A 23,688-nucleotide genomic window follows, 5' to 3' on the forward strand; every position below is an offset into this window, starting at 1 on the left:
CTGTGTTGTTCGACAAGACCGGCACGCTGACCAAGGGGCAGCCTGCGCTCAGCGCGGTGATCGCGGTGGACGGCCGCTCCGAAGACGAGGTGCTGGCACTCGCCGCCGCCGCCGAGACGGACTCCGAACACCCGTTGGCGCGGGCGATCGTCGCCGCGGCCCGCAGCAGGAACATTGCCGTGCCCGCGTCAGCCGACTTCACGTCGTCCCCCGCAGTCGGGGTCACCGCCACGGTGGACGGCGTCGTGGTGCGGGTCGGCGGGCCGCGGTTGCTCGCCGAAGCCGGTCAGGCCGAGCTCGGGGCCGCCGCGGCATGGCACGCCGAGGGGGCCATCGTGCTGCACGTCCTGGTCAACGGCACCGTGACCGGCGCGCTCGCGCTCGCCGACGAGATCCGCGAGGAGTCCAGGCAGACCGTCGACGCACTGCGTCGGCAGGACATCGAGGTCGTCATGATCACCGGCGACGCGGAACCCGTCGCGAGGTCGGTCGCGGCCCAGCTCGGCATCGAGCGGGTGTTCGCCGGGGTGCGGCCCGAGGACAAGGCCGCCAAGGTCGCCGAACTACAGAGCGAGGGGCTCAAGGTGGCCATGGTGGGCGACGGCGTCAACGATGCGCCTGCGTTGGCCCGGGCCGACGTCGGCATCGCGATCGGCGCGGGAACCGACGTCGCCATCGGTTCGGCGGGTGTGATCCTGGCCAGTTCGGACCCGCGCTCGGTGCTGTCGACCATCCTGCTGTCCCGGGCGTCCTACCGAAAGATGGCGCAAAACCTTTGGTGGGCCGCGGGATACAACCTGATCTCCGTCCCGCTGGCGGCGGGAGTGCTGGCGCCGATCGGGTTCGTCATGCCGATGTCGGTGGGTGCGCTGCTGATGTCGTTGTCGACGGTGGTGGTGGCGCTGAACGCGCAACTGTTGCGTCGTCTGGACCTGAGCCCCGAGGCCAGCGCCAAGGCGCTCGATCGGCAGCGTCTCTAAGAATCCGGCTAGGCTTTCTGGCAAATCTAACTACGCCAATCGACCGAGTACCGGGCGGCAAATTCGTCCGCCAGCAAACAGTTTGCGATATCGCCGCAGTGATGTCGGTCGCAGCCGGAACTGGGGCGGTTCAGCGGACTATGATGAAAATCCAAGGGCAACAACGCCGTAACCCTTGAAGCCCGAGTCCAGCCGGATGCGGAGTCGGCTGCCGAGCGCCGTTACTTAGGCTCGGCTAAGTTGGCATGTCAGGCGGTGTTTGTCATATCGTTTCACCACTTGTGGCGAGTGGGACAAAGCCCGCCGTTCAGTGCTGCACGCAGGCACCCCATCGCCAAGCCCGGCAGGCGCCGTCGTTGACGGTTGCCATGCACAAGAGCTTTGGTGACAGCGTAGAAATGGTGAGGTGGGAATGCCCAGCAAGGTCGGGCTGTACAACCCCGCATACGAGCACGACTCGTGTGGCGTCGCGATGGTCGCTGACATGCACGGACGTCGCAGCCGCGACATCGTGGACAAGGCCATCACCGCGCTGCTGAACATGGAGCACCGTGGCGCCCAGGGCGCCGAACCGAACACCGGTGACGGCGCAGGGATCCTGCTTCAGGTTCCCGACGACTTCCTACGGGCCGTCGTCGACTTCGACCTGCCCGAGCCGGGCAGCTACGCGACCGGCATCGCATTCCTGCCGCAGTCGTCTCGGGACGCCGCGGCCGCATGCGAGTCCGTGGAGAAGATCGCTGAGGCCGAGGGCCTGACGGTGTTCGGCTGGCGGGACGTGCCGACCGACGATTCCTCGCTCGGCGCACTGGCCCGCGACGCAATGCCCACCTTCCGGCAGCTGTTCATCGGCGGCGCGTCCGGCATGGACCTGGAACGCCGCGCCTACGTGCTGCGCAAGCGGGCCGAGCACGAACTCGGGACCAAGGGCCCAGGTCAGGATGGGCCCGGCCGTGAAACCGTCTACTTCCCAAGCCTTTCCGGTCAGACCTTCGTCTACAAGGGCATGCTCACCACGCCGCAGCTGAAGGCGTTCTACCTCGACCTGCAGGACGAGCGGCTGACCAGCGCGCTGGGCATCGTGCACTCGCGCTTCTCCACCAACACCTTCCCGTCCTGGCCGCTGGCGCACCCGTTCCGGCGCGTCGCCCACAACGGCGAGATCAACACCGTGACCGGCAACGAGAACTGGATGCGGGCGCGCGAGGCGCTCATCCACACCGACGTCTTCGGGTCCTACGACGACGTCGACAAGATCTTCCCGACCTGCACGCCGGGCGCATCCGACACGGCGCGCTTCGACGAGGTGCTCGAACTTCTGCACCTCGGCGGCCGCAGCCTGCCCCACGCCGTGCTGATGATGATCCCCGAAGCGTGGGAGCGGCACGAGTCGATGGACCCCGCCCGTCGGGCGTTCTACGAGTACCACTCATCCCTGATGGAGCCGTGGGACGGCCCGGCGTCGGTGTGCTTCACCGACGGCACGGTGATCGGTGCGGTGCTCGACCGCAACGGTCTGCGCCCGTCGCGGATCTGGGTGACCGACGACGGACTGGTCGTCATGGCATCCGAGGCCGGTGTGCTGAATCTCGACCCGTCGCGCGTCGTGCAGAAGCTGCGCCTGCAGCCCGGCCGGATGTTCCTGGTCGACACGGCCCAGGGCCGAATCGTCTCCGACGAGGAGGTGAAGGCCGAGTTGGCCGCCGAGCAGCCGTACCAGGAATGGCTGGAAGCGGGGCTGTTCCACCTCGGCGACCTGCCGCAGGGTGACTACGTCCGCATGCCGCACCACCGGGTCGTACTGCGGCAACAGGCCTTCGGCTTCACGTACGAAGAGCTGAACCTGCTGGTGGCGCCCATGGCGCGCAGCGGCGCCGAGGCGCTCGGCTCGATGGGCACCGACACCCCGGTTGCGGTGTTGTCCGCGCGGCCGCGGATGCTCTACGACTACTTCCAGCAGCTGTTCGCCCAGGTGACCAACCCGCCGTTGGACGCCATCCGCGAAGAGGTGGTGACCAGCCTGCAGGGCAACGTCGGCCCGGAGGGCGACCTGCTCAACCCGAATGCCGAGTCCTGTCGGCAGATCGTCCTGAAGCAGCCCATCCTGCGCAACGCCGAACTGTCGAAGCTGATCTGCGTTGACCCCGATCACGAGATCCGGGGTCACAAGCACGGACTGCGCGCCGCGGTCATCCGCTGTCTCTACCCGGTGGCCAGGGGCGGGCAGGGGCTGAAGGAGGCGCTCGAGGACGTGCGCGGCAAGGTCTCGGCCGCCATCAGCGACGGCGCGCGCATCATCGTGCTCTCCGACCGGGAGTCCAACGAATCACTCGCCCCGATCCCGTCGCTGCTGAGCGTCTCGACCGTCCATCACCACCTGGTGCGTGCGCGCACCCGTACCCAGGTCGGCCTCGTCGTCGAAGCGGGCGACGCCCGCGAGGTGCACCACATGGCGGCACTGGTCGGCTTCGGCGCCGCCGCCGTCAACCCCTACATGGCGTTCGAGTCGATCGAAGACATGGTGGACCGGGGCGTGATCACCGACATCACCAGCGACAAGGCCAAGGCCAACTACGTGAAGGCCGCAGGCAAGGGCGTGCTGAAGGTGATGTCCAAGATGGGCATCTCCACGTTGGCGTCCTATACGGGGGCCCAGCTGTTCCAGGCCATCGGCATCAGCCAGCAGGTGCTCGACGAGTACTTCACCGGATTGAGCTGTCCGGTCGGCGGCATCGATCTCGACGACATCGCCGACGACGTCGCATCCCGCCACGCGCTGGCCTATCTGGACCGTCCCGACGAGCGCGCGCACCGCGAGCTCGAGGTCGGCGGCGAGTACCAGTGGCGGCGCGAGGGTGAGTACCACCTGTTCAACCCCGACACCGTGTTCAAGCTGCAGCACGCCACGCGCACCGGCCAGTACTCCATCTTCAAGGAGTACACCAAGCTGGTCGACGACCAGAGCGAGCGGATGGCGTCGCTGCGCGGGCTGCTGAAGTTCCGCGACGGCGTCCGGCCGCCGGTGCCGCTCGACGAGGTCGAGCCGGCCAGCGAGATCGTCAAACGCTTCTCCACCGGTGCGATGAGCTACGGCTCGATTTCCGCGGAGGCCCACGAGACGCTCGCCATCGCGATGAACCGCCTTGGCGGGCGGTCGAATTCCGGTGAGGGCGGCGAGAACGCAAAGCGGTTCGAACCCGACGAGAACGGTGACTGGCGACGCAGCAGCATCAAACAGGTGGCCTCGGCCCGGTTCGGTGTGACCAGCCACTACCTGACCAACTGCACGGACATCCAGATCAAGATGGCCCAGGGCGCCAAACCCGGTGAGGGCGGCCAGCTTCCGGGCAACAAGGTCTACCCGTGGATCGCCGACGTGCGGCACTCCACCCCAGGCGTCGGGCTGATCTCGCCGCCGCCGCATCATGACATCTACTCGATCGAGGACCTGGCGCAGCTGATCCACGACCTGAAGAACGCCAACCCGCAGGCGCGGGTGCACGTCAAGCTGGTCAGTGAGAACGGCGTCGGCACCGTCGCCGCCGGGGTGTCCAAGGCACACGCCGACGTGGTGCTCATCTCCGGGCACGACGGCGGCACCGGCGCCACGCCGCTGACCTCGCAGAAGCATGCCGGTGCGCCGTGGGAGCTGGGTCTGGCCGAGACGCAGCAGACGTTGTTGCTCAACGGACTCCGTGACCGCATCGTCGTGCAGGTCGACGGCCAGCTCAAGACCGGGCGCGACGTGATGATCGCCGCGCTGCTCGGAGCCGAGGAGTTCGGGTTCGCCACTGCGCCTCTGGTGGTGGCGGGTTGCATCATGATGCGGGTGTGTCACCTTGACACCTGTCCCGTCGGCGTGGCCACCCAGAATCCGGTGCTGCGCGAGCGGTTCAACGGCAAGCCCGAATTCGTCGAGAACTTCTTCCTGTTCATCGCCCAGGAGGTGCGGGAGCTCATGGCGCAGTTGGGCTTCCGCACGGTCAACGAGATGGTCGGGCAGGCAGGCGCGCTGGACACGACGCAGGCCGCCGAGCATTGGAAGGCGCACAAACTGGACCTGACCCCGGTGCTGCACGAGCCCGACTCGGCGTTCATGAACCAGGACCTGTACTGCAGCTCGCGCCAGGACCACGGGCTGGACAAGGCACTCGATCAGCAGCTCATCGCGATGAGCCGCGAGGCGATCGATTCGGCCGCCCCGGTGCGGTTCTCTACCACCATCGCCAACGTCAACCGCACGGTCGGCACCATGCTTGGCCATGAGGTGACCAAGGCCCATGGCGGACAGGGGCTTCCGGACGGCACCATCGACATCACCTTCGAAGGCTCGGCGGGCAACAGCTTCGGTGCGTTCGTGCCAAAGGGCATCACGTTGCGGGTGTACGGCGACGCCAACGACTACGTCGGCAAGGGTCTGTCCGGTGGGCGGATCGTGGTGCGGCCCTCCGACGGCGCGCCCGCCGACTTCGTCGCCGAGGACAACATCATCGGCGGCAACGTGATCCTGTTCGGCGCCACCAGTGGTCAGGCCTTCCTCCGCGGTGTGGTGGGCGAGCGGTTCGCGGTCCGCAACTCCGGCGCTCACGCGGTCGTCGAGGGCGTCGGCGATCACGGCTGCGAGTACATGACCGGAGGCAGGGTCGCCATCCTCGGGGCCACCGGCCGCAACTTCGCGGCGGGCATGTCGGGCGGTATCGCCTACGTGTACGACCCGCAGGGTGTGCTGCCGGAGAACCTGAACGCCGAGATGGTGGAGCTCGAGGCGCTGGACGACGACGACTCAGAAGACGCCGTGTGGCTGCACGACATAATTCAGGCTCACGTCGACGCCACCGATTCGGCTGTGGGTCAACGTGTTCTGTCCGACTGGGAGTCCGAACTGAAGCACTTCGCGAAGGTCATGCCGCGCGACTACAAGTCCGTCTTGGCGGCGATCGCAGAAGCCGAGCGCAACGGCGAGAACGTCGACGATGCGATCATGGCGGCGGCGGCCCGTGGCTGATCCCCGCGGCTTCCTCAAGCACACCCACCGCGAGACCCCGCAGCGTCGGCCGGTCCCGCTGCGCCTGCGCGACTGGAAAGAGGTCTACGAGGACTTCTCCCACGACGTGCTGCAGGATCAGGCCGCCCGCTGCATGGACTGCGGAATCCCGTTCTGCCACAACGGCTGCCCGCTGGGCAACCTGATCCCCGAATGGAACGACCTGGTCTACCGCGACCGCTGGCGCGACTCCATCGAGCGCCTGCACGCCACCAACAACTTCCCGGAGTTCACCGGGCGGCTGTGCCCCGCACCGTGTGAGTCGTCGTGTGTCCTCGGCATCAACCAGGATCCGGTGACCATCAAGCAGGTCGAGGTCGAGATCATCGACAACGCCTTCGAAAAGGGCTGGGTGGTTCCGCTGCCACCCGACCGGCTCACCGGCAAGACGGTCGCCGTCGTCGGGTCGGGCCCCGCGGGCCTGGCCGCCGCGCAGCAGTTGACCAGGGCGGGGCACGCGGTGACGGTGTTCGAGCGCGACGACCGCATCGGCGGTCTGCTCCGGTACGGCATTCCCGAGTTCAAGATGGAGAAGCGCCACATCGACCGCCGCCTCGAGCAGATGGAGGCCGAGGGCACGCAGTTCCGGACCGGCGTGAACGTCGGCATCGACATATCAGCGCATGACCTCCGCTCCGACTTCGACGCGGTGGTGCTGACCGGTGGTGCGACGGACTGGCGAGACCTGCCGATCCCTGGGCGCGAACTCGAAGGCATCTACCAGGCGATGGAGTACCTGCCGTGGGCCAACCGCGTGCAGAACGGGGACCCGGTGCTCGGCGACGACGGCGAGCCGCCGATCACCGCCAAGGGCAAGAAGGTGGTCATCATCGGCGGTGGCGACACCGGCGCCGACTGCCTTGGCACCGTGCACCGCCAGGGTGCCGCCAGCGTGCATCAGTTCGAGATCATGCCGCGGCCGCCGGAAGAGCGTGCGGAGTCGACGCCGTGGCCGACCTACCCGCTGATGTTCCGCGTTGCCTCTGCCCACGAGGAGGGCGGCGAGCGCGTCTTCTCGGTCAACACCGAGGAGTTCGTCGGCGCCGATGGCCGAGTCACCGCGCTGAAGGTGCACGAGGTCGAGATGCGCGACGGCAAGTTCGGCAAGCTCGATGGCAGCGACTTCGACCTTGAGGCCGATCTGGTGCTGCTGGCGATGGGCTTCGTCGGCCCCGAGAAGCCGGGTCTGCTCACCGACCTGAGTGTCGAGCTGACCGACCGCGGAAACGTGGCGCGCAACGACGACTTCCAGACGTCGGTGCCTGGTGTGTTCGTTGCCGGTGACATGGGTCGCGGGCAGTCGCTGATCGTGTGGGCGATCGCGGAGGGCCGGGCCGCTGCCGCCGGGGTGGACCGCTACCTGATGGGTCAGACCGCATTGCCTGCGCCGATCAAGCCGACCGCCGCACCGCAGCGATAGGTCGTCGACGTCGAGATAGCACTGGCGGTCATCGCCGCTTCCTGACGCTGAGTGCTACCTCGATGGCGAATCGCCGAGGTACTAGTCCCAATAACCACATGAGTCACACCAGAAACATCTGACTTTATTTTCGGCGCGCCGCTTGATGTTAGCCAGCTCACAGGTGTCTAATGAAGTGCGGGGGTCGGCGCAAGTGTGGCCCCATCGGTGCAGCCATACCGACGCAGGAGAGAACACCGTGCACATCAACCCGCTGTCTCCATCGAAGATGAGGCGAATCGCCTGGTCATATCTTCGCCATCCGGTGAAGTGCCGTGAGTTCCCGGCCAAGCACGAGCGCCTGATCACCCTCGACGAACTTCTCCGCTACGGCGTCTGACCTGCCGTCTCCGGCATTGCGCCGGACCCGGCCGTTGTTTGCTTAGGTGCTATATCTACTTGACCGTCAGTAAGAACCTTCACGGGTTGCGGACGCATTCGTAGGTGCGCGCAATCTCCGGATCGAGGTCGACGACCTCGAATTGATCGGGCGTGAGCCCTTTGAAGCTCTGGGAGTCGATGCCGAGATCCGCCCACTTGGCCGTGCTGTTCTTGTCGTCGGCGAAGGTCAGCGCGATCTCGCCGCCGTCGGACAGCAGCATCCCGTAGGTCTCATCGCCTTGATGACGACCTTCTGTGGATCCGAGAACGACGAGTCGTCCTCCTTGTTCAGATCCCAGACGAAGAAGCCGCCCGCCGTCATCTGGTCGCCGACCTGGTTGGCCTGATAGAGCTCATAGAGCTTGCCCTCGTCGCGGTCGGCGACGAGCAGGTGATGTACGCATCTGCGGGCACCGGCATCTCGGCGGGCACCTCGTCGCAGTCGGGGCCGCCGAAGCAGTAGTCGTCAGCGCCGACCACCTCCATCCGTGCAGTGGGTTTGGCATCGCGGCCGCCGCATCCGGCAGCCACGACCGTGACGACGAGAACGACGGGCAGGAGCGTGCGGGTCTGCATGTGAAACGACGTTATTGCGCGAGGCACGTGAGGGAATTGGATGTTTCCCTACGCACCGCCCGCCGATGGTCATGACAGCATGATGCGCTCGCGGGCGCGCCGGGCGTCCCCGGTCACCGCATCGAAGAAGTAGGTCCGCTCGGGTGCCATGGTGAGGCCGATGCGCGTGCCGGAGTCCAACGCGAGGCCGGCTGGCGCCTGCACGATCACCCGCGTCTCATCGACGAGCGCGGTAACCAAGACGTGGCTGCCCAGAGGCTCCACGAAGTCGACGACGGCGGGCACCATCCCGTCAGCGGGGGCCGTGTGCAGGTGCAGATGCTCGGGCCGCGCCCCAACGGTGACCGGACCATCGGGTTCGTGGACCGCCGTCACCGCTGCGCCGCCGACGTGCAGGATCCCGGTGCGCACGACGCCCGGCATCAGGTTCATCGGCGGGCTGCCCATGAACGCGGCGACGAACGTATTGGCCGGCCGGTTGTAGATGTCGTCGGTCGTGCCGATCTGCTGCACTTCGCCGTCGGACATCACACACAGTCGATCGCCGAGCGTCATCGCCTCGACCTGGTCATGGGTGACGTAGATGGAGGTGACGGGAAGTTCGCGGTGCAACCGCTTGAGGTCTCCGCGCACCTGGTTGCGCAGTTTCGCGTCCAGATTCGACAGTGGCTCGTCGAGCAGGAACGCCTGCGGTTGGCGCACCAGCGCGCGCCCCATGGCCACCCTTTGGCGCTGCCCGCCGGACAGCTGGCCGGGTTTACGGTCGAGGAGCTCGGTGATCTGAAGCAGGCTCGCCGTCTCCCTGACTCGCCGGTCGATCTCGGCACGTGGGGTTCTGCGCTGCCGCAGGCCGTAGGCGAGGTTTCGGTAGACGGTCATGTGCGGGTAGAGCGCATAGTTCTGAAACACCATCGCGATGTCCCGCTGGCCAGGAGTGAGCTGGTTGACCGTCGTGCCCCCGATCATGATCTCGCCCGACGTTGGCTTGTCCAGCCCGGCCAGCAGACGCAATGCGGTGCTCTTGCCGCACCCGGACGGTCCGACCAAGATCAGGAACTCCCCGTCCGACACCGTCAGGTTGAGGCCCTTGAGGGCGACGACGTCTCCCGAGCGGCCGCCCGAATACTGCCGTGTGACATTGCGGAACTCTACTTCTGCCAACGTCTTTCCTCTCTCCCCATGTCGTCGTCGACTCAGCCCTTGATGCCCGTGCTGGCCACCGACTGGACGAAATACCGTTGCGCGCCGACGAACACCAGCAGCATCGGCAACAGGCTCATCACGTTGGCCGCCATGAGCAGCGGCCACTTGACCCGGTGCGCACCCTGGAAGTAGCTGAGACCCAACGGAATCGTCATCTGATCCTGCGAGGTGATCACGATCAACGGCCACATGAAGTCGTTCCAGGAGGTGAGGACGGTCAGGGCTGCCAGCGTGGACATCGCGGGCAATGACAACGGCAGCACGATCTTGAACAGCACACCCAGCCGCGACGTTCCGTCGACTCGCGCAGCTTCCTCGAGTTCCACCGGAACCGTCTGGAAGAACTGGCGCAGGAAGAAGATGCCGAACGCCGTCGCAAGATTGGGGAGCATCAACGCGCCGATGTGATCGATGCCCAGTACGTCCCAGACGTTCTGGCCGAACCACTTCACGATCAGGAACACCGGAATCATCGTCACCTGGAACGGCACCATCAACGTCGCCATCAAGGTGACGAAAAGTGCTCCGCGGCCGAGGAATCGGATGCGGGCGAAGGCGTAGCCGGCCAAGCTGCAGACGACGAGGTTGCTGACCAGCACCACCAGCGTGACCAGGGCGCTGTTGAGGAAGAAGTGCCCGAACGGCGCCGTGGCCCATGCGTCGGAATAGTTCTCAAACCGTGGATGGGCTGGCAGAAGGACCGGCGGGAAGTGGTTCGCTTCGCCCTCCGTCTGCATTGACGTGATGAACATCCACAGCAGCGGAAAGACCAGCAGGAAGGTCAGTGGAATCAGGACCAGATGCCATGGGCTGAACGGCAGCCGCAACCGGGGCATCCGTCGGCGGCGGGACGGTGACGTGGGCGGTGCGTCCCGCTCCGAGTCGGCGGGCACCGGTGTGGCGGCGACGTCGGCGGTCATGAGTAGTGCACGTGCCTGCGGGCGAGACGGAACTGCACGGCGGTGATCACCAGGATGACGACGAACAGCACGTAGGCCATCGCCGCGGCGTAGCCGGCGTCGAAGTGCACGAAGGCGCGGTCCCAGAGGTAGTAGACGATGACGGTCGTCGCCCGCAGCGGTCCGCCGCGCGTGGTGGCGTACACCTCGCCGAACAGTTGTAGGGCGTTGATCGTCAGCCAGACGAGCAGGAACAGGTTCGCCGGCCCGAGCAAGGGCACGGTGATGGTGCGAAACCGGGTGAACGCGTTCGCGCCGTCGATCGCCGCGGCCTCGTGCAACTCGGCTGGCACCCCTTGGAGCGCAGCCAGATAGACGATGACCGCGAAGCCGGTCCACCCCCAGATCGTCATCGCCACGATCACGTACAGCGCCTGCGATGGCGAGGCCAGAAACGGTTGCGACGGCACGCCGACCACGTTGAGGGCGGCGTTCACCAGACCGTAGTCACGGTCGGTCAGCCACAGGAAGATGATGCCCTGCGAGATCGTCGAGACCGCCATCGTGACGTACGCGGCGGTCCGGTACACCGAGATGAAGCGCAGCGACCGGTTCATCGCCGTGGCGACGAGAAGGCCGACCAGCATCGTGCCGGGAACGAACAGCGCCGTGTAGACGATGGTGTGGTTGACCGACTCGACGAATACCGGGTCGTCGGCCAGCTTCCGGTAGTTGTCCAGGCCGACCCATGGGGTCTCCGGCGTGAGCAGGTCGGAGTGCTGGAAGGACAGCTGCAGCGACATCAGCACCGGCAGCAGTCCGAAGATGCCGATCAGCACCGCCGCTGGACTCACCAGTGTCCATCCAGTCACGCTGTCCGAACGGCCCAGGCGCCTGAGCAGTGAAGGCGGTCGCGATGCGGCGACGTCGTCGGGCATCTGCCTATCCTCCGGTACGCCTATTTTCCGGCCAGTGCCGCGTCTACGGCCTGGGCGGCGGAGTTCAGCGCGTCTGCCGGCTGATCCTTGCCGAGCATGACGGACACGATCGCCTGGCCCATCGCTTCGGAGATCGCGGGATACTGCTCGACCGTCGGCCTGACCTTCTTCACGTTGGACAGGTTCTCCACGAATATCCCACTGCCTGGCAGGTTTTCGTTGAGCTTGGCGACGAACGCCTGATCCTGGCCCACCGAGGTGCGGGTGGGCAGATCGCCGGTACCCAGCGAGAAGGCCTTGACCTGTTCGGGCGCGGTCAGCCACTTGACGAAGTCGATCGCCGCCTGTTTCTTCTTGTCCCCGTTGTCGAACATCACCCAGTTGTCCGGTCCGGAGATCGTCTGATGGCCGCCGTTCGAGCCGGCGAAGGTGGGCATCACCTGGACGCCGTACTCGATGTCGGTCAGGGAGCCGAGGTCCCACGGCCCGGTGACCAGCATGCCGATCTTGCCGCTGTTCATCAGCTTCGAACCGTTCTCGTTGGTGGTGTCCAGGTACAGCGACTTGTCGGTGACCGCCATCTGTTGCAGCAGCGTCAGCGACTTCACGCCCGCCTCGGAGTTGAACGCGGCGTGCTCGTTGTCCGGCGTCAGGATGTCACCGCCGGCTTCCCAGAGCATCGGAATGTAGTGCCAGACAGTGTCTTCGCTTCCGTCGGCGGGAATCAGCCAGCCGTACTGGCCGTTGACCAGGTCGGTGAGCTTGGCCGCTGCCGCCCGGAAGTCGTCCCACGTCCAGCTCGCGGTCGGCGGCTCGATCCCGGCGTCCGCGAAGAGCTTCTTGTTGTAGACGATCGCGAGGTTGTCCACCAGGGCGGGCACGCCAACGATCTTGTCCCCCACGGTCGCCGCGGTCCGCTCGGCCGGATAGAAGTCGTCCCACTTCCAATCCGGCTTGGAGACTTCGCCGGCCATGTTGACGACCTGTGGAATCTGGGCGATGTTCGGGGACCACGACCCGAACATGTAGGCGACGTCGGGGGCGCTGCCGCCGCGTACCGCGGTCAGCACCTTCTGGAGCACCAGGTCGTTGCTCGAGTACAACTCGCTGACCTTGACGTCGGGATGCTCCTTGTTGTACTGGTCGACTAGGGACTTGAAGACCTCGCCCTCCTTGTCCTGATAGCCGTGCCACACCGCGATCTCGGTGGGGCCCGATGACGATGAGCCGCCTCCGCCGCATGCGGTGAGGATCAAGGCGAGGACCGCGGCCAATGCGATGCAGAGTCGTGTGCGAATCACGGTTGATACTCCTTTGTCGGCGACACCTGAGCGGGATGGGCGTGGCATGTCACAGCGCCAGCGGTGTGCGCAGCGCCTCGGGCAGCAGTGGCCCATGCGCGGCTGTCAGCTCGTCACACAACTGCCAGATCTGATCGACGGTCAACGTCGCAGCGGTGTTGGGGTCGACCATCGCCGCAGCCCGCACCAGGCGCGGGTCGCCGTCGACTGCCGCGCAGACCGCAAGCTCCACAGGGCCGAGGAAGCCACGGTTGAGCGCCGCGCACTGCGGCGGCAGGTCGCCCACCCTCATCGGGTGCGCGCCCAGCGCGTCGAGAACCGTGGGGACCTCGACGGCCAAACCAGAGGGCAGGTTGGTGATCAGCCCGTCGTTGACCACGTTGGCGGAGATGACCCGCACCGTCCCGGTCTCGAGGGAGTGGATGACCTGTGGCGCGTATTCCGTGGACCCCGTGTCGATGCCGAGCGTCTCGGTCTCGGCCAACTCCGCACGGACGCGCGCATATTCGGCTAGGTTGGCCCCGCTGATCGAGACGTATTCACCGACGTTGACCCGCAGGCGGTCGACCTCGTCGCGATGATGCAGGTACCAGGGGACGTACTCGCTGGAGTGCTCGCTCGTCTCGGTGGGGTAGTAGCCAAGGCGGCGGTACATGTCGACCCGCACCCGTCGGCGCAGCTCCGGGTCGGCGGCGATGCGCTGATCCAACAGCGGATACAGGTCCTGTCCGCCACGCTCCCAACGCAATACCCACGCCTGATGGTTGACACCCGCAGACCAGTACGACACCTCGTCGAAAGGTACGTCGACGAGCTCGCACAAGCCGACCATCGTCCAGTGCACGGAATGGCACAGGCCGAGAACCTTCAGCTGAGGGGCGACGTGGCGCAGGAACGTGACGTTCATGGCCATCGGGTTGGTGTAGTTGAGCAGCCAGGCGTCCGGGCACACCTGCGCCATGTCTGCCGCGATCGCGGCCAGCACCGGGAACGTCCGAAGGCCGCGGAAGATGCCTCCGATCCCGATGGTGTCGGCGATGGTTTGGTTCAGCCCGTACTTCGCCGGAATCTCGAAGTCCCGCACCGTGGCCTCGTGCATGCCGACCTGGATGACGTTGATGACGTAGTCGGCGCCTTCGAGTGCCCGTCGACGATCGGTGGTCGCGACCACCTCGGGCTGGGCGCCGGCCTCGCGGGCGGTGGCGTGCGCGATCGCCTCTGCGGTCTCGAGACGTTCGGTGTCGATGTCGTGCAGGACGACCCGAACCGAGCCGAGCTCGGGGAAGGACAAGATGTCCCCGAGCAGCTCGCGGGTGAATTCGACGCTGCCCGCACCGATGATGACGATCGTGGGCTTCATGCCGAATCCTTCACGGGTTCCAGCACCGCCGGGGTCAGTGCTTCGCCGCGTTTCTCGTCGCTGTAGACCATCAGCGTCGAGCCGACGAGCGCCAGCACGATCCCGACCGCGCCGTAGGGGGTAGGCAACGTCTGGTATGCGATGAGCGAGATGACGATGGTGAGCGCAGGGGCCAGCGCATTGGCGGTTGGCGCGACGATGGTGGCCTTGCCGCGGCTGAGCGCCATTACCAGGAACAGCGCACCGACGGCGTTGAGGAGCTGCGTCGCGGCCGTCAGTACCGGTGCCTGCCAGGGGAAGTCGGTGGGGATGCCGCCGAGGGAGATCAGGGCAAGCGGGATCAGGGCGAGTCCGCTGATCGCCATCCAGCCGAAGGTGGTGGCCTCGTTGACGCCGATCGTCGCGGTCTTGCGCATGAAGTACGCCTGCACGCCCCAGGCCACGCAGATCAGGATCGCCAGCGGCAGCCACGGGCCCGACGAGCCGTCGGAGGCCGCGCTGGTGATGCTGAACAGCACGATCGCGGCGAGTGCCGCGACCAGCCCAACGGCCGCAAGACCGCTGATGCGCTCGCGCAGCAGGACCATGGCCATCACCACCGTGATCGCCGGTGAGATCGAGACGATCGGGAAGATGAGGTAGGCCGGGCCCATGGTCAACGCCTGAAACAACAGGAGCTGCCCGCCGGCGCCGGTCAGCCCGATGAGCAGGCCGTAGATCGTGGCCTGCGGCCGCCGGTCGAAGCGTTGGCCGCGGAGCGCGAAGGCCGCCGGAATGATCATCGTCAGCGCCCAGATGCTGTAGATCATCTCGTCGGGATAACCGTATTTCGTTGCGGGGAGGGCGGAGAACGCCCCCCAGACGCCCCAGAACAGCACGAGCAGCGTGGCGTAGAAGATCCAGCTGCGGGTGTGCGTGACGGTCGGCGCACCGGTCATGGCGACTTCACCTCATTCAATCCTGTTGGGGTCGTGGCGAGTTGGTGCAGTGAACTAGGGCTCAGGGGATGGCCGCTGCGTTTGGCGGCGTACAGCGCGGCGCCCACCGCGGGATCGAGCAGCGGGAGTTGCAGGTCGTACTTGGCAGGCAGTCGTTGCAGGGCAGCGCGGAACAGTGCGAGAAAGCCCTCGTCGGAGAACATTCCGCCGGAGTAGGACACCGGCACCGTATCCTCGTCGCCGAAGCCGACCAGCACGCGGGTGGTCTCGACCAGCGTCGCGAGTTCGTCGGCAGCGCCGGCCAGGATGTCCGCCGATACCTGGTCTTCTTGGCGGGCGGCCTCGCATACCGTGGTTGCGAGGGCGGCGATCGAGCCTCGGTTGCCACCCCACTTCTCGATGACCAGGCTGACGACGTCGAGGTCGCTGGAGACCTGCAGCCGTTCCTTCATCAGGGCGTAGAGCGGTCCGCGGGCCAGCCTGCCGTCGCTCATCCGGCTGAACGCGTTCAACCCCTGCGCCGCAATCCAGTACGCCGAACCCTCGTCGCCGAAAAGCTCACCCCAGCCGCCGACCCGGTGACCGGTGCCAAGCCGCTCTCCGTAGGTCATCGACCCGGTACCGCTGATGACGTTGATGCCGTCCTCACCGGCCAGCGACCCGGCCCACCCGCAGACCATGTCGTTGTTGCAGCCGTAGCGATCGTGGCCGAGCACGCGTCCGGGAACGGCGTCGAGTTGCTCGACGTCACCGCTGGCCTCGCCGTAGCCGGGTAGCCCGAAGAAGGCCGCGTCGATGCCGGACGTCTCGATCCCGGTCTGCGCGCAGATATCGGTGATGCCCTGGGCCAGAACACGTTCGACGACGTCGAAACCATCGCTGAAGTAGTAGGAGCTGGGCGCGGTGGCGCGGGCCAGCACGTGGCCCGTGTCGTCGATGAGCGCGAATGCCGTCTTCGACCCTCCGCCGTCAACCCCGAGATAGCGAGCCATCGTTGATCACCTGCCCATCGGGTAGATCGTGACGCCCCGAACCACGCGACTGACTTCGCCTGCGGGGAACGGATTGTCGGGGGTCTTGCCGTACTCCAGTGCGGTGAACAGCGCGAGATACTGCGCGAACACCAGGTAGGCCAGCGCAACCATGGAGTCGTCGATCCCTCCGAGGGCAGCGAGGCCCGGCAGGACGACGGCATCTCCGAGCGCCGCCGGAATCGGTTGGGTGCTGATCACGCTGACGCTGTCCGGACCGAGTTGTGCGCGGATCTCCGCGACGATGTCGAGGTCGTAGCGACGCGTGTACGGATCCGTGGACACGTACACCACGACGAGCGTGTCCCCGTCGAGCACCGACTTGGGCCCGTGCCGGAATCCAAGGGGCGAGTCGAAGTACGACACCACTTCGCCTGCGGTCAATTCCAGTAGCTTGAGCGCAGATTCACGCGCCAGCCCCTCCAACGGTCCACTACCGAGGTAGACGAACCGCTGCTTCTTCGACTTCGCAAGGGCCCGGATGTCGGGCTGCAGATCGACGACGTGCTCAGCGGCCAGGGCGAGGGCCTCGGCGTCGCTGCGCTCGGCGGGCCCCAGCATCAGCAAGCAGGACAACAGCATCGAGGTGAGGCTTGAGGTCATCGCGAAGCCGGTGTCGTTGGTGCGTTCCGGCATGTAGACGACGAGCGAGTTCGCCCGGCCGTCGTGCGCGCGGCCCAGCTCGCCGCCACGGTCACAGGTGAGGATGAGATGCCAGACGTCGTCGACGATCTCGTCGGCGAGTTCAGTGGTCGCCAGGCTCTCGGGGCTGTTGCCCGACCGGCCGAACGACACCAGCAACGTCGGGGTGTGGCGCTCCAGGTAGTCGAGCGGACTGGCGACGATGTCGGTGGTCGCAACGGCTTCGACGCGCCGGTCGAGGTGGCGTCGGAGTGCGGGGGCGGCGATCTCCCCGGCGAACGCCGAGCTGCCCGCCCCGGTCAGGATGACCCGAAGGTCGGGGCGGCCTGCGACGTCGCGCAGGAACCCGGCGGCGTGCTCGTCGGTGCGGCCTGCGACTTCCCGCCACGCGTCGGGTTGTTGCCCGATCTCGAGAATGGTTGCGCCACCGTCTTCTTGGGTGGGGATGGGGGTGTTATTCATCGGCGTCTCCAGTAGTGCTGCATGCGCGGGCGTAGGGGCGCAGGGCGTCGCGTACTCGGTCGATGACCAGCGCCTGCGCGGCGGGTTCGAGCCGGCCGGCGCGTATCCGGTCGTACTGGACGGGCAGAAACTGGCTGATCAGCGGCAACGGTATGCCCGTGCGGTCGAGGTTGGCCAGCAGGGTCTGGCGCGCACCGTCGATCCTGTCGTCGGCCCAGTAGTAGCGGAGCCGGTCGCTGTAGCTGTAGCGGCGGGCGGTGCGCTGGGTCAGCGGGCTGTTGCTTCCCCCGTCGCTCCGCTCGCCCCGGCCCTCGTAGTAGCCCTGCCAGTGGGTGGGATCATCCAGCATGCGGCGTTCGATGACCTCGATCAGGTTCGACCGCGACGGCCGCGGGACGAGCTCCGACTCGATCCGGGCGAGCGCGAACAGCGCTTCCCGCATCGCGAATGTCAGTGCGGGACCGACCTTCAGGATGGCCCAGTGGTCTTCCACCAGCTCGCGCAGTTGCGCCGGTCGTTGATAGTCGGTGGAGTGCGCTTCGAACACCAGGTTGTCCTCGGTGTCGAGGACGTAGCGCAGCTCGGCGGTGGCGCTGCGCTGATAGTCGATGACGCCTCTGTGATCGAATTCGACGCCGGGCTGCACCACCAGCGCGACGACCCGGAGCCACACGTGGTCCAGTGCGAGTTCGGCGAAGGCTGCACGGTGGGCACCGATGGTTCGCCGGGCCCGGTCGGGCGAGGTGGGGGTGAGCTGGCTCAGCGTTTCGTGCGCTCCCCCTGGGACGGGCACCTCGGTGCCGATGACGTAGACCGGGCCGTCGATGCCGACGCGGTGCGCCGCGTCTTCGGCGACGCGCAACAGCCGGGCGGTGCGGCTCGCCACGACCTCGTCGGGAAGGACCGCGGGATCGTCCGCGCACGACATGCTGCAGTCCAGGTGGATCTTGGTGTAGCCGGCCTCGACATAGCTGGCGATCAGCACCTCGGCGTTTGCCATTGCGGCGCTGGCAGATTCGCGCTGCCAGCGGTTGGGGCCGAGGTGGTCGCCACCCAGGACGACACGCTCGCGCGCGAATCCCGACCGATCGGCGATGTCGAGGACCAGGTCGCGGAACTCCGCTGGACGCAAACCGGTGTAGCCGCCGAATTGGTCGACCTGGTTGGACGTGGCTTCGATCAGCACGTAGCCGTCGTCGGCCGCGGCCTGTGCGATGGTTGCTTGCACGACGGTCGGATGCGCTGAGCACACCGAGTAGATGCCGACGGGCTCGCCGGCCTTATGGCGCTGGATCGTGTCGGTCAGCGGGTTGACCCGCAGCGAGGCGGACGCGGTCGGGCTCATCGGGCTCCGACCTCCCCGACTGCGACGACGCGGCACAGATCCGCGACGACATCGCCGATGGCCTTGCGCCCGGCAGACAGATGCGTGCGAGGGTCCGTAGTGGAAGGGTTGGTGGCCAACGCGTTTCGGATCGCACCGGTGTAGACGACGTTGAGCGCCGTTCCGACGTTGAGCTTGCGGATCCCCGCGTCGACGGCCTGGCGGAGCTGATCGTCGGGGACTCCCGATGAGCCGTGCAGCACCAAGGGAATCCGCACACTGGAGGCAAGCCTGTCGATCAACTCGAGATCGAGCCGGGCGTCGCGGGTGGTCATCGCGTGTGAGCTGCCCACCGCCACGGCCAGACCGTCGACCGCGGTCTCCTCGGCGAAGGCCGCCGCTTCGTTGGGATCGGTGCGGGCACCCGGCGCGTGAGCGTCCTCCCTCTGGCCGACCTTCCCGCCGATCTCGCCGAGCTCGGCTTCCACCCACAGACCGGCCGCGTGTGCGCGCTTGGTGAACGTGCGGGTTGCCTCGACGTTGTCCCGGTAGGGCAGGTGTGCGGCGTCGACCATGATCGAAGTGCCCCCGAAGTCGGCGGCGGTCTTGATGGCCTCGTTGAGCAGTGTGACGTCCTGGAAGTGGTCGAGGTGGATCGCCAGCGGGGCCGAGGAGTGCGTGGCGATCTGCGCGCAAGCCGTCAGCAGCGGGGCGATTCGGTCGCCGTGGAAGCGGACCGTGTTCTCGCTGATCTGCAGCACCGCGGCGACCCCGGCACGCTCCACGCCGTCGGCCACCCCTTCGGCGTGCTCGATGGTGATCACGTTGAACGCGAGGACCGCGCTGCCCGCAGAGGCGGCCGACGCGACCAGGTCGCCGGTGGTGGCCAAACTCACGGTGCCACCCACTGGCGCTGAGGTCCGAACGTCTGGAGCATGGGTCGATCATGGGAAGATCGCTCAAAACGCGCAATGCGAATCGGCGAAGCGATCAGGAAAACTGATTGTTTCCATCGTCGTACCAAGGAGTCGTCAGCAATGTCGATCAAGCGCACCGACCGCATGCGTGAGGTTCTCTCACTGCTGCGCGAGGGCGGAGAAGTCGCCTCCCGCGTGCTTCGCACCGAGCTGCGCGTCTCGGCCGCGACGCTGCGGCGTGATCTCAGCGAACTCGAAGATCAGGGCCTGCTGGTGCGGACCCACGGTGGTGCGAGGGCGCTGGACCCGAGCGGCAGCGAAATCCCGGTGCGGTTACGCGACCACCGGATGATCGCGATCAAACGCCGGATCGCCCAGCACGCCGCTGCGCTGGTTCCCGCAGGCGCCCAGGCCGTCGCGCTGACCGGGGGTGTCACCACCGGCGAGGTGGCCAGGGCGCTGAAGGGCAGGCCCACCATGACGATCGTGACGAACTCGCTAACGATCGCGGCCGACTGCGCCGTCGACGCTCACATGAAGGTGATCATGACCGGGGGATTGGTCAGGGCGAATTCCCTTGAGGCCGTTGGTCCGATGTCCGAGCACGCGTTTCAGGTCATCACCGTCGGCACCGCCATTCTCGGTGCCGACGGGATGTCCGCCGAGATCGGGGCGACGACGTTCGACGAGGCCGAGGCGCGCACGGCGATCGCCATGGCGGCCAACGCCCAACGAGTCGTCGTCGCCGTCGACGGCTCGAAGATCGGCAAGGTCACCTTCGCAAAGATGGTCACTCTAAGTGAGATCGATCATCTGGTGACCGACTCCACCGCCGATCCCGAACAGCTCGACCGGATCGCCGCCACCGGCGTTCGCGTCCACGTGGTCGAGGTGGGCGACGCCTGATTCCTACTGCCTGAGCCCTACGGCTTGATGAGGCCCGAGTCGCGAATCTGCTGCGCGAGCGGCTCCAGCACGGCCGGATCGTATGGCGGCGGCAGGTAGATGATCGCGAGATCCAGACCTTCCTTGCCGAGCGCTGCGGCCTCGTCGACCACCTTGGCGTAGTCGCGGTCCACGCCGAGTCGGACGTGCGAGGAGAGGGTGATCTCCTTGGGGTCGCGGCCGATGTCCGCGCAGCGGGCGGCCAGCACGTCACGCTTGTGCGCGAACTCCTCCGGCGTGCCGCCGACGAAGTTCCAGTGGTCGGCGTACTTGGCGGTCAGCGGCAGGGTGCGCTTCTCGCCGCTGCCGCCGATGCAGATCGGCGGATGCGGCTGCTGCGGGCCCTTCGGCTCGTTGCGGGCATCCTTGAGCTGGTAGTACTTGCCGTCGAAGGTCGTCGTCTCGTTGGTGAGCAGGCTGGTCAGCACCTCGCAGGCTTCTTCGAAGCGGTCGAATCGCTCCTTGATGGTGCCCAGTTCGATGCCGTACGCGCCGGATTCCTCCTCGTTCCAGCCCGCGCCGATGCCGAGCTCGAGGCGGCCGTGGGAGATGACGTCCAGTGCCGCGGCCATGTTGGCCAGCACGGCTGGGTGACGGTAGTGGATGCCGGTGACCAGCACGCCAACGCGCAAGCGCTTGGTGGCCTGTGCCAACGCGGTCAGCGTGATCCAACCCTCCAGGCACGGGCCGGAGGAATCGGAGAAGATCGGATAGAAGTGGTCGAAGGTCCAACCGGACTCGAAGACGTCGATGTCATCGGCGGTCTGCCAGATCGGCAGCATCTCGTCCCAGGTGGTGTTCTGCGGGGATGTTTTGAAGGCGAATCGCACTCAACCGAGCCTAGACCTGGAACCTTAAGCGTGCCTGTCTGCTCATCGGCACCGATGAGTTTCCTGCGCGGCCCAGGTCGGTATCCACATGATCGACATGACTCTGGCATGTGCCAGCACGGCGCGACTCCTCGATGGCGTGCGTGACGACCATCTCGACCGGGGAACACCGTGCGAGAAGTTGTCGGTGCGCGAACTCGTCGCCCACGTCGGTGGGCTCGGGGTGGCGTTCGCTGCTGCCGCCCGCAAGGACTTGGGTGAACTGACCGACACCCCACCAGGTGACGGTGGCTACCAGCTCGACGCCGACTGGCGGGCGCGGTATCCGGTCACGCTGGCCGGCCTTGCCGACGCGTGGCGACCAGAGGCCGCGTGGGACGGCATGACCCGCATCGGCGGCGTCGACCTGCCTGGTGAGGTCGCCGGATCGGTGGCGCTCGCGGAGGTGGTGATCCACGGCTGGGACATCGCGCGGTCCACCGGGCAGCACTACGACGTCGACGACGACGTCGCAGAGGCCGTGCTGGCGCACGTCGCGTCGTTCGCGGCCGACGGACCGGTCGAGGGCTTGTTCGGTCCCGCAGTCGAGATCTCCGACGACGCTCCGCCTTTCGACCGGGCGATCGCGCTCAGCGGACGCGACCCGAGCTGGCGGGTCTAGCCTCGGCCAACGCGGGTAGCCAACGGGCACACTGGAACCATGGATCCCGTCGCCGCGCTGCGCCAGATTGCCTATTACAAGGACCGCGCCCGCGAGGACTCGCGCCGCGTGATGGCCTACCGCAACGCCGCCGACACCGTCGAGAGACTCGACGACGCCCAGCGCGAGAAGCACGGCAAGGCCAACAGCTGGCAGTCGCTGCCGGGTGTCGGCCCGAAGACCGCCAAGGTCATCGCCCAGGCGTGGTCGGGCCGCGAGCCCGACACTCTGGTCGAATTGCGGGAGGCGGCAACCGATCTCGGTGGTGGCGAGATCCGGGCGGCGCTCAAGGGCGACCTGCACCTGCACTCCAACTGGTCGGACGGATCGGCGCCGATCACGGAGATGATGGCCACCGCCAAGTCACTCGGGCACGAGTACTGCGCCCTGACCGACCACTCGCCGCGGCTGACCGTCGCCAACGGCCTGTCCCCGGAACGGCTGCGCAAACAGCTCGACGTGATCGACGAGCTGCGGGAACGGTTCGCCCCCATGCGCATCCTGACCGGCATCGAAGTCGACATACTCGACGACGGCAGCCTCGACCAGGAAGCCGAACTGCTGGATCGCCTCGACGTCGTGGTGGCCAGCGTGCACTCGAAGCTCTCGATGGACGCCCCGTCGATGACCCGCCGCATGGTGCGGGCGGCCTCGGGCGGGCAGGCCGACGTCCTCGGCCATTGCACGGGCCGGCTGGTGGAGGGCAACCGCGGGACGCGGCCGGAGTCGAAGTTCGACCCCGAGAAGGTGTTCACCGCCTGCCGCGATCACGGCACCGCGGTGGAGATCAACTCCCGACCCGAACGGCGCGACCCGCCGACCCGGCTGCTGAAGCTGGCGCTGGAGATCGGGTGCGACTTCTCCATCGACACCGACGCGCACGCGCCGGGACAACTGGACTTCCTCGGCTACGGCGCCCAACGCGCCATCGACAACGGCGTGCCCGTCGAGCGGATCGTCAACACCTGGCCGGTGGAGAAGCTGCTGGACTGGACCGCCGCACGACCCTAGCCAAGCCCCAGCGCGGGAGCCAACGCGCGGGCCGCGGCGAGCGCCGTGGGCTGATCCCCCTCGCCAAGCACCGTCAGATGCACGTGGTCGGCACCCGCCGCACGCAACTTCCGTGCGCGTTCGGCGATCTCGTCGGGGCCTCCCCACGCGACCAGCGCATCGACCAGTCCGTCACTCAAGGTGGCGATGTCGTCGTCGGTAAAGCCTTGCCGGCGCAGTGATTTGGCATACGCGGCCAGCCCACGCAGGAACGTCAGCGGTCGACGCGCGGTCGCCCTGGCGGCACCGGCGTCGCAATCAAGAACGGCGTACAGGCCTACCGACAGAATGCGGTCGGGGCCGAGACGGTCCCGCGTCGACGCGACCTGATCGGGCGTAAGCAGCGCAGGCATGGCGCCGGCGAACCGTTCCCGCGCGACGTCGAGTGCGCGGGGCCCGAAGGCGGCCAGGACGCGACGGTGGGGCGGTATCGGATCGACGGCGGCGTCGAGTTGGTCGACGTAACGGCGCAGTGCGGTAAGCGGCCGCTCGGAGTGCGGTGAACCCAGGCCGACCAGGAGTCGGCCGGGCGCAACGGCTTCGACGCTTTCGAACAGTGCAGTAACGGATGCGGCGTCGTACACATCCGGGGGGATGATCGCTGACCCGACCACGGCTCGCTCGGTGGCCAGGATCAGATCGGCGAGTCGGCCCAGGCGGTCGAGTCGACCGCCGGCGATCCACAATGTGGTGAACCCGAGCCGTTCG

The 23,688-nt window shown here is 66.9% G+C and carries 21 protein-coding genes; 7 read left to right on the forward strand and 14 right to left on the reverse strand.

The features are described 5' to 3' along the window. The 4 genes from QOC69_RS28110 to QOC69_RS28125 all read left to right on the forward strand — a co-directional run. On the forward strand, positions 1-980 hold a 980-nt coding region (locus tag QOC69_RS28110), incomplete at its 5' end, for an HAD-IC family P-type ATPase (protein ID WP_526445804.1). A 412-nt stretch (positions 981-1,392) separates the two neighbouring features. Beyond that, the gene (gltB, locus tag QOC69_RS28115) at positions 1,393-5,985 is read left to right on the forward strand and encodes a glutamate synthase large subunit (RefSeq protein ID WP_526445805.1); all 4,593 of its coding nucleotides are present in this window, start codon (positions 1,393-1,395) and stop codon (positions 5,983-5,985) included. Further along, positions 5,978-7,444, forward strand: coding sequence for a glutamate synthase small subunit (gene gltD, locus QOC69_RS28120; RefSeq protein ID WP_526445806.1), 1,467 nt, complete (start codon positions 5,978-5,980; stop codon positions 7,442-7,444). Before gltB ends, gltD begins: the two co-directional genes overlap by 8 nt. 238 nt (positions 7,445-7,682) lie before the next feature. Then, the gene (locus QOC69_RS28125; RefSeq protein ID WP_526445807.1) at positions 7,683-7,823 is read left to right on the forward strand and encodes a hypothetical protein; all 141 of its coding nucleotides are present in this window, start codon (positions 7,683-7,685) and stop codon (positions 7,821-7,823) included. 79 nt (positions 7,824-7,902) lie between these two features. Here QOC69_RS28125 and QOC69_RS28130 read toward each other — a convergent pair whose 3' ends face one another. The 12 genes from QOC69_RS28130 to QOC69_RS28185 all read right to left on the reverse strand — a co-directional run bounded on the left by QOC69_RS28130 (position 7,903) and on the right by QOC69_RS28185 (position 19,434). After that, positions 7,903-8,085 carry a hypothetical protein gene (locus QOC69_RS28130; RefSeq protein ID WP_526445808.1) on the reverse strand — a complete coding sequence of 61 codons (183 nt, stop codon included), beginning with the start codon at positions 8,083-8,085 and terminating at the stop codon, positions 7,903-7,905. Positions 8,086-8,182: 97 nt separating this feature from the next. Further along, positions 8,183-8,440 (reverse strand): hypothetical protein, encoded by a 258-nt coding sequence (locus tag QOC69_RS28135; protein WP_526445809.1) that lies wholly within the window; start codon positions 8,438-8,440, stop codon positions 8,183-8,185. A 69-nt stretch (positions 8,441-8,509) separates the two neighbouring features. Beyond that, complete coding sequence (locus QOC69_RS28140) at positions 8,510-9,601, reverse strand: ABC transporter ATP-binding protein (RefSeq protein ID WP_526445810.1); 1,092 nt, start codon at positions 9,599-9,601, stop codon at positions 8,510-8,512. Between the two features lie 32 nt (positions 9,602-9,633). Then, positions 9,634-10,563, reverse strand: coding sequence for a carbohydrate ABC transporter permease (locus tag QOC69_RS28145; protein WP_526445811.1), 930 nt, complete (start codon positions 10,561-10,563; stop codon positions 9,634-9,636). Beyond that, positions 10,560-11,480 (reverse strand): carbohydrate ABC transporter permease, encoded by a 921-nt coding sequence (locus QOC69_RS28150; RefSeq protein ID WP_526445812.1) that lies wholly within the window; start codon positions 11,478-11,480, stop codon positions 10,560-10,562. The genes QOC69_RS28145 and QOC69_RS28150 overlap by 4 nt, the downstream gene beginning before the upstream one ends. A gap of 20 nt (positions 11,481-11,500) precedes the next feature. Next, complete coding sequence (locus QOC69_RS28155; protein ID WP_526445813.1) at positions 11,501-12,781, reverse strand: ABC transporter substrate-binding protein; 1,281 nt, start codon at positions 12,779-12,781, stop codon at positions 11,501-11,503. A 49-nt stretch (positions 12,782-12,830) separates the two neighbouring features. Beyond that, a complete protein-coding gene (locus QOC69_RS28160; RefSeq protein ID WP_526445814.1) occupies positions 12,831-14,141 on the reverse strand; it encodes an alpha-glucosidase/alpha-galactosidase in 1,311 nt (436 codons plus the stop codon). Next, the gene (locus QOC69_RS28165) at positions 14,138-15,079 is read right to left on the reverse strand and encodes an EamA family transporter (protein WP_526445815.1); all 942 of its coding nucleotides are present in this window, start codon (positions 15,077-15,079) and stop codon (positions 14,138-14,140) included. Before QOC69_RS28165 ends, QOC69_RS28160 begins: the two co-directional genes overlap by 4 nt. Beyond that, positions 15,076-16,071: a BadF/BadG/BcrA/BcrD ATPase family protein gene (locus QOC69_RS28170; protein ID WP_526445816.1), complete on the reverse strand. Its 996-nt coding sequence runs from the start codon at positions 16,069-16,071 to the stop codon at positions 15,076-15,078. Before QOC69_RS28170 ends, QOC69_RS28165 begins: the two co-directional genes overlap by 4 nt. A gap of 6 nt (positions 16,072-16,077) precedes the next feature. Beyond that, entirely contained in the window at positions 16,078-17,214 is a 1,137-nt protein-coding gene (locus QOC69_RS28175; RefSeq protein ID WP_526445817.1) for an SIS domain-containing protein, read from the reverse strand. Then, a complete protein-coding gene (locus tag QOC69_RS28180; protein ID WP_526445818.1) occupies positions 17,207-18,559 on the reverse strand; it encodes a D-tagatose-bisphosphate aldolase, class II, non-catalytic subunit in 1,353 nt (450 codons plus the stop codon). The genes QOC69_RS28175 and QOC69_RS28180 overlap by 8 nt, the downstream gene beginning before the upstream one ends. Then, positions 18,556-19,434 (reverse strand): class II fructose-bisphosphate aldolase, encoded by an 879-nt coding sequence (locus QOC69_RS28185; protein WP_526445819.1) that lies wholly within the window; start codon positions 19,432-19,434, stop codon positions 18,556-18,558. The genes QOC69_RS28180 and QOC69_RS28185 overlap by 4 nt, the downstream gene beginning before the upstream one ends. A gap of 141 nt (positions 19,435-19,575) precedes the next feature. Between QOC69_RS28185 and QOC69_RS28190 the strand changes: the two genes are divergently transcribed. Continuing rightward, entirely contained in the window at positions 19,576-20,361 is a 786-nt protein-coding gene (locus QOC69_RS28190) for a DeoR/GlpR family DNA-binding transcription regulator (RefSeq protein WP_526445820.1), read from the forward strand. Between the two features lie 17 nt (positions 20,362-20,378). Here QOC69_RS28190 and QOC69_RS28195 read toward each other — a convergent pair whose 3' ends face one another. Then, positions 20,379-21,230, reverse strand: a complete 852-nt coding sequence (locus tag QOC69_RS28195) for an LLM class F420-dependent oxidoreductase (RefSeq protein WP_526445821.1) — start codon at positions 21,228-21,230, stop codon at positions 20,379-20,381. An 88-nt stretch (positions 21,231-21,318) separates the two neighbouring features. Here QOC69_RS28195 and QOC69_RS28200 point away from each other — a divergent pair, with 88 nt between their 5' ends. Both QOC69_RS28200 and QOC69_RS28205 read left to right on the forward strand, forming a co-directional pair. Next, positions 21,319-21,891: a TIGR03086 family metal-binding protein gene (locus tag QOC69_RS28200; RefSeq protein ID WP_526445822.1), complete on the forward strand. Its 573-nt coding sequence runs from the start codon at positions 21,319-21,321 to the stop codon at positions 21,889-21,891. A 39-nt stretch (positions 21,892-21,930) separates the two neighbouring features. Continuing rightward, positions 21,931-22,941, forward strand: coding sequence for a PHP domain-containing protein (locus tag QOC69_RS28205; RefSeq protein ID WP_526445823.1), 1,011 nt, complete (start codon positions 21,931-21,933; stop codon positions 22,939-22,941). Here the strand turns inward: QOC69_RS28205 and QOC69_RS28210 are convergent. Next, the coding region (locus QOC69_RS28210) for a TIGR03620 family F420-dependent LLM class oxidoreductase (RefSeq protein ID WP_526445824.1) at positions 22,938-23,688 on the reverse strand (751 nt) is incomplete at its 5' end. The two genes, QOC69_RS28205 and QOC69_RS28210, sit on opposite strands and share 4 nt — an antisense overlap.

The sequence above is a fragment of the Mycobacterium sp. genome (assembly GCF_032162105.1).
Taxonomy (GTDB): domain Bacteria; phylum Actinomycetota; class Actinomycetes; order Mycobacteriales; family Mycobacteriaceae; genus Mycobacterium.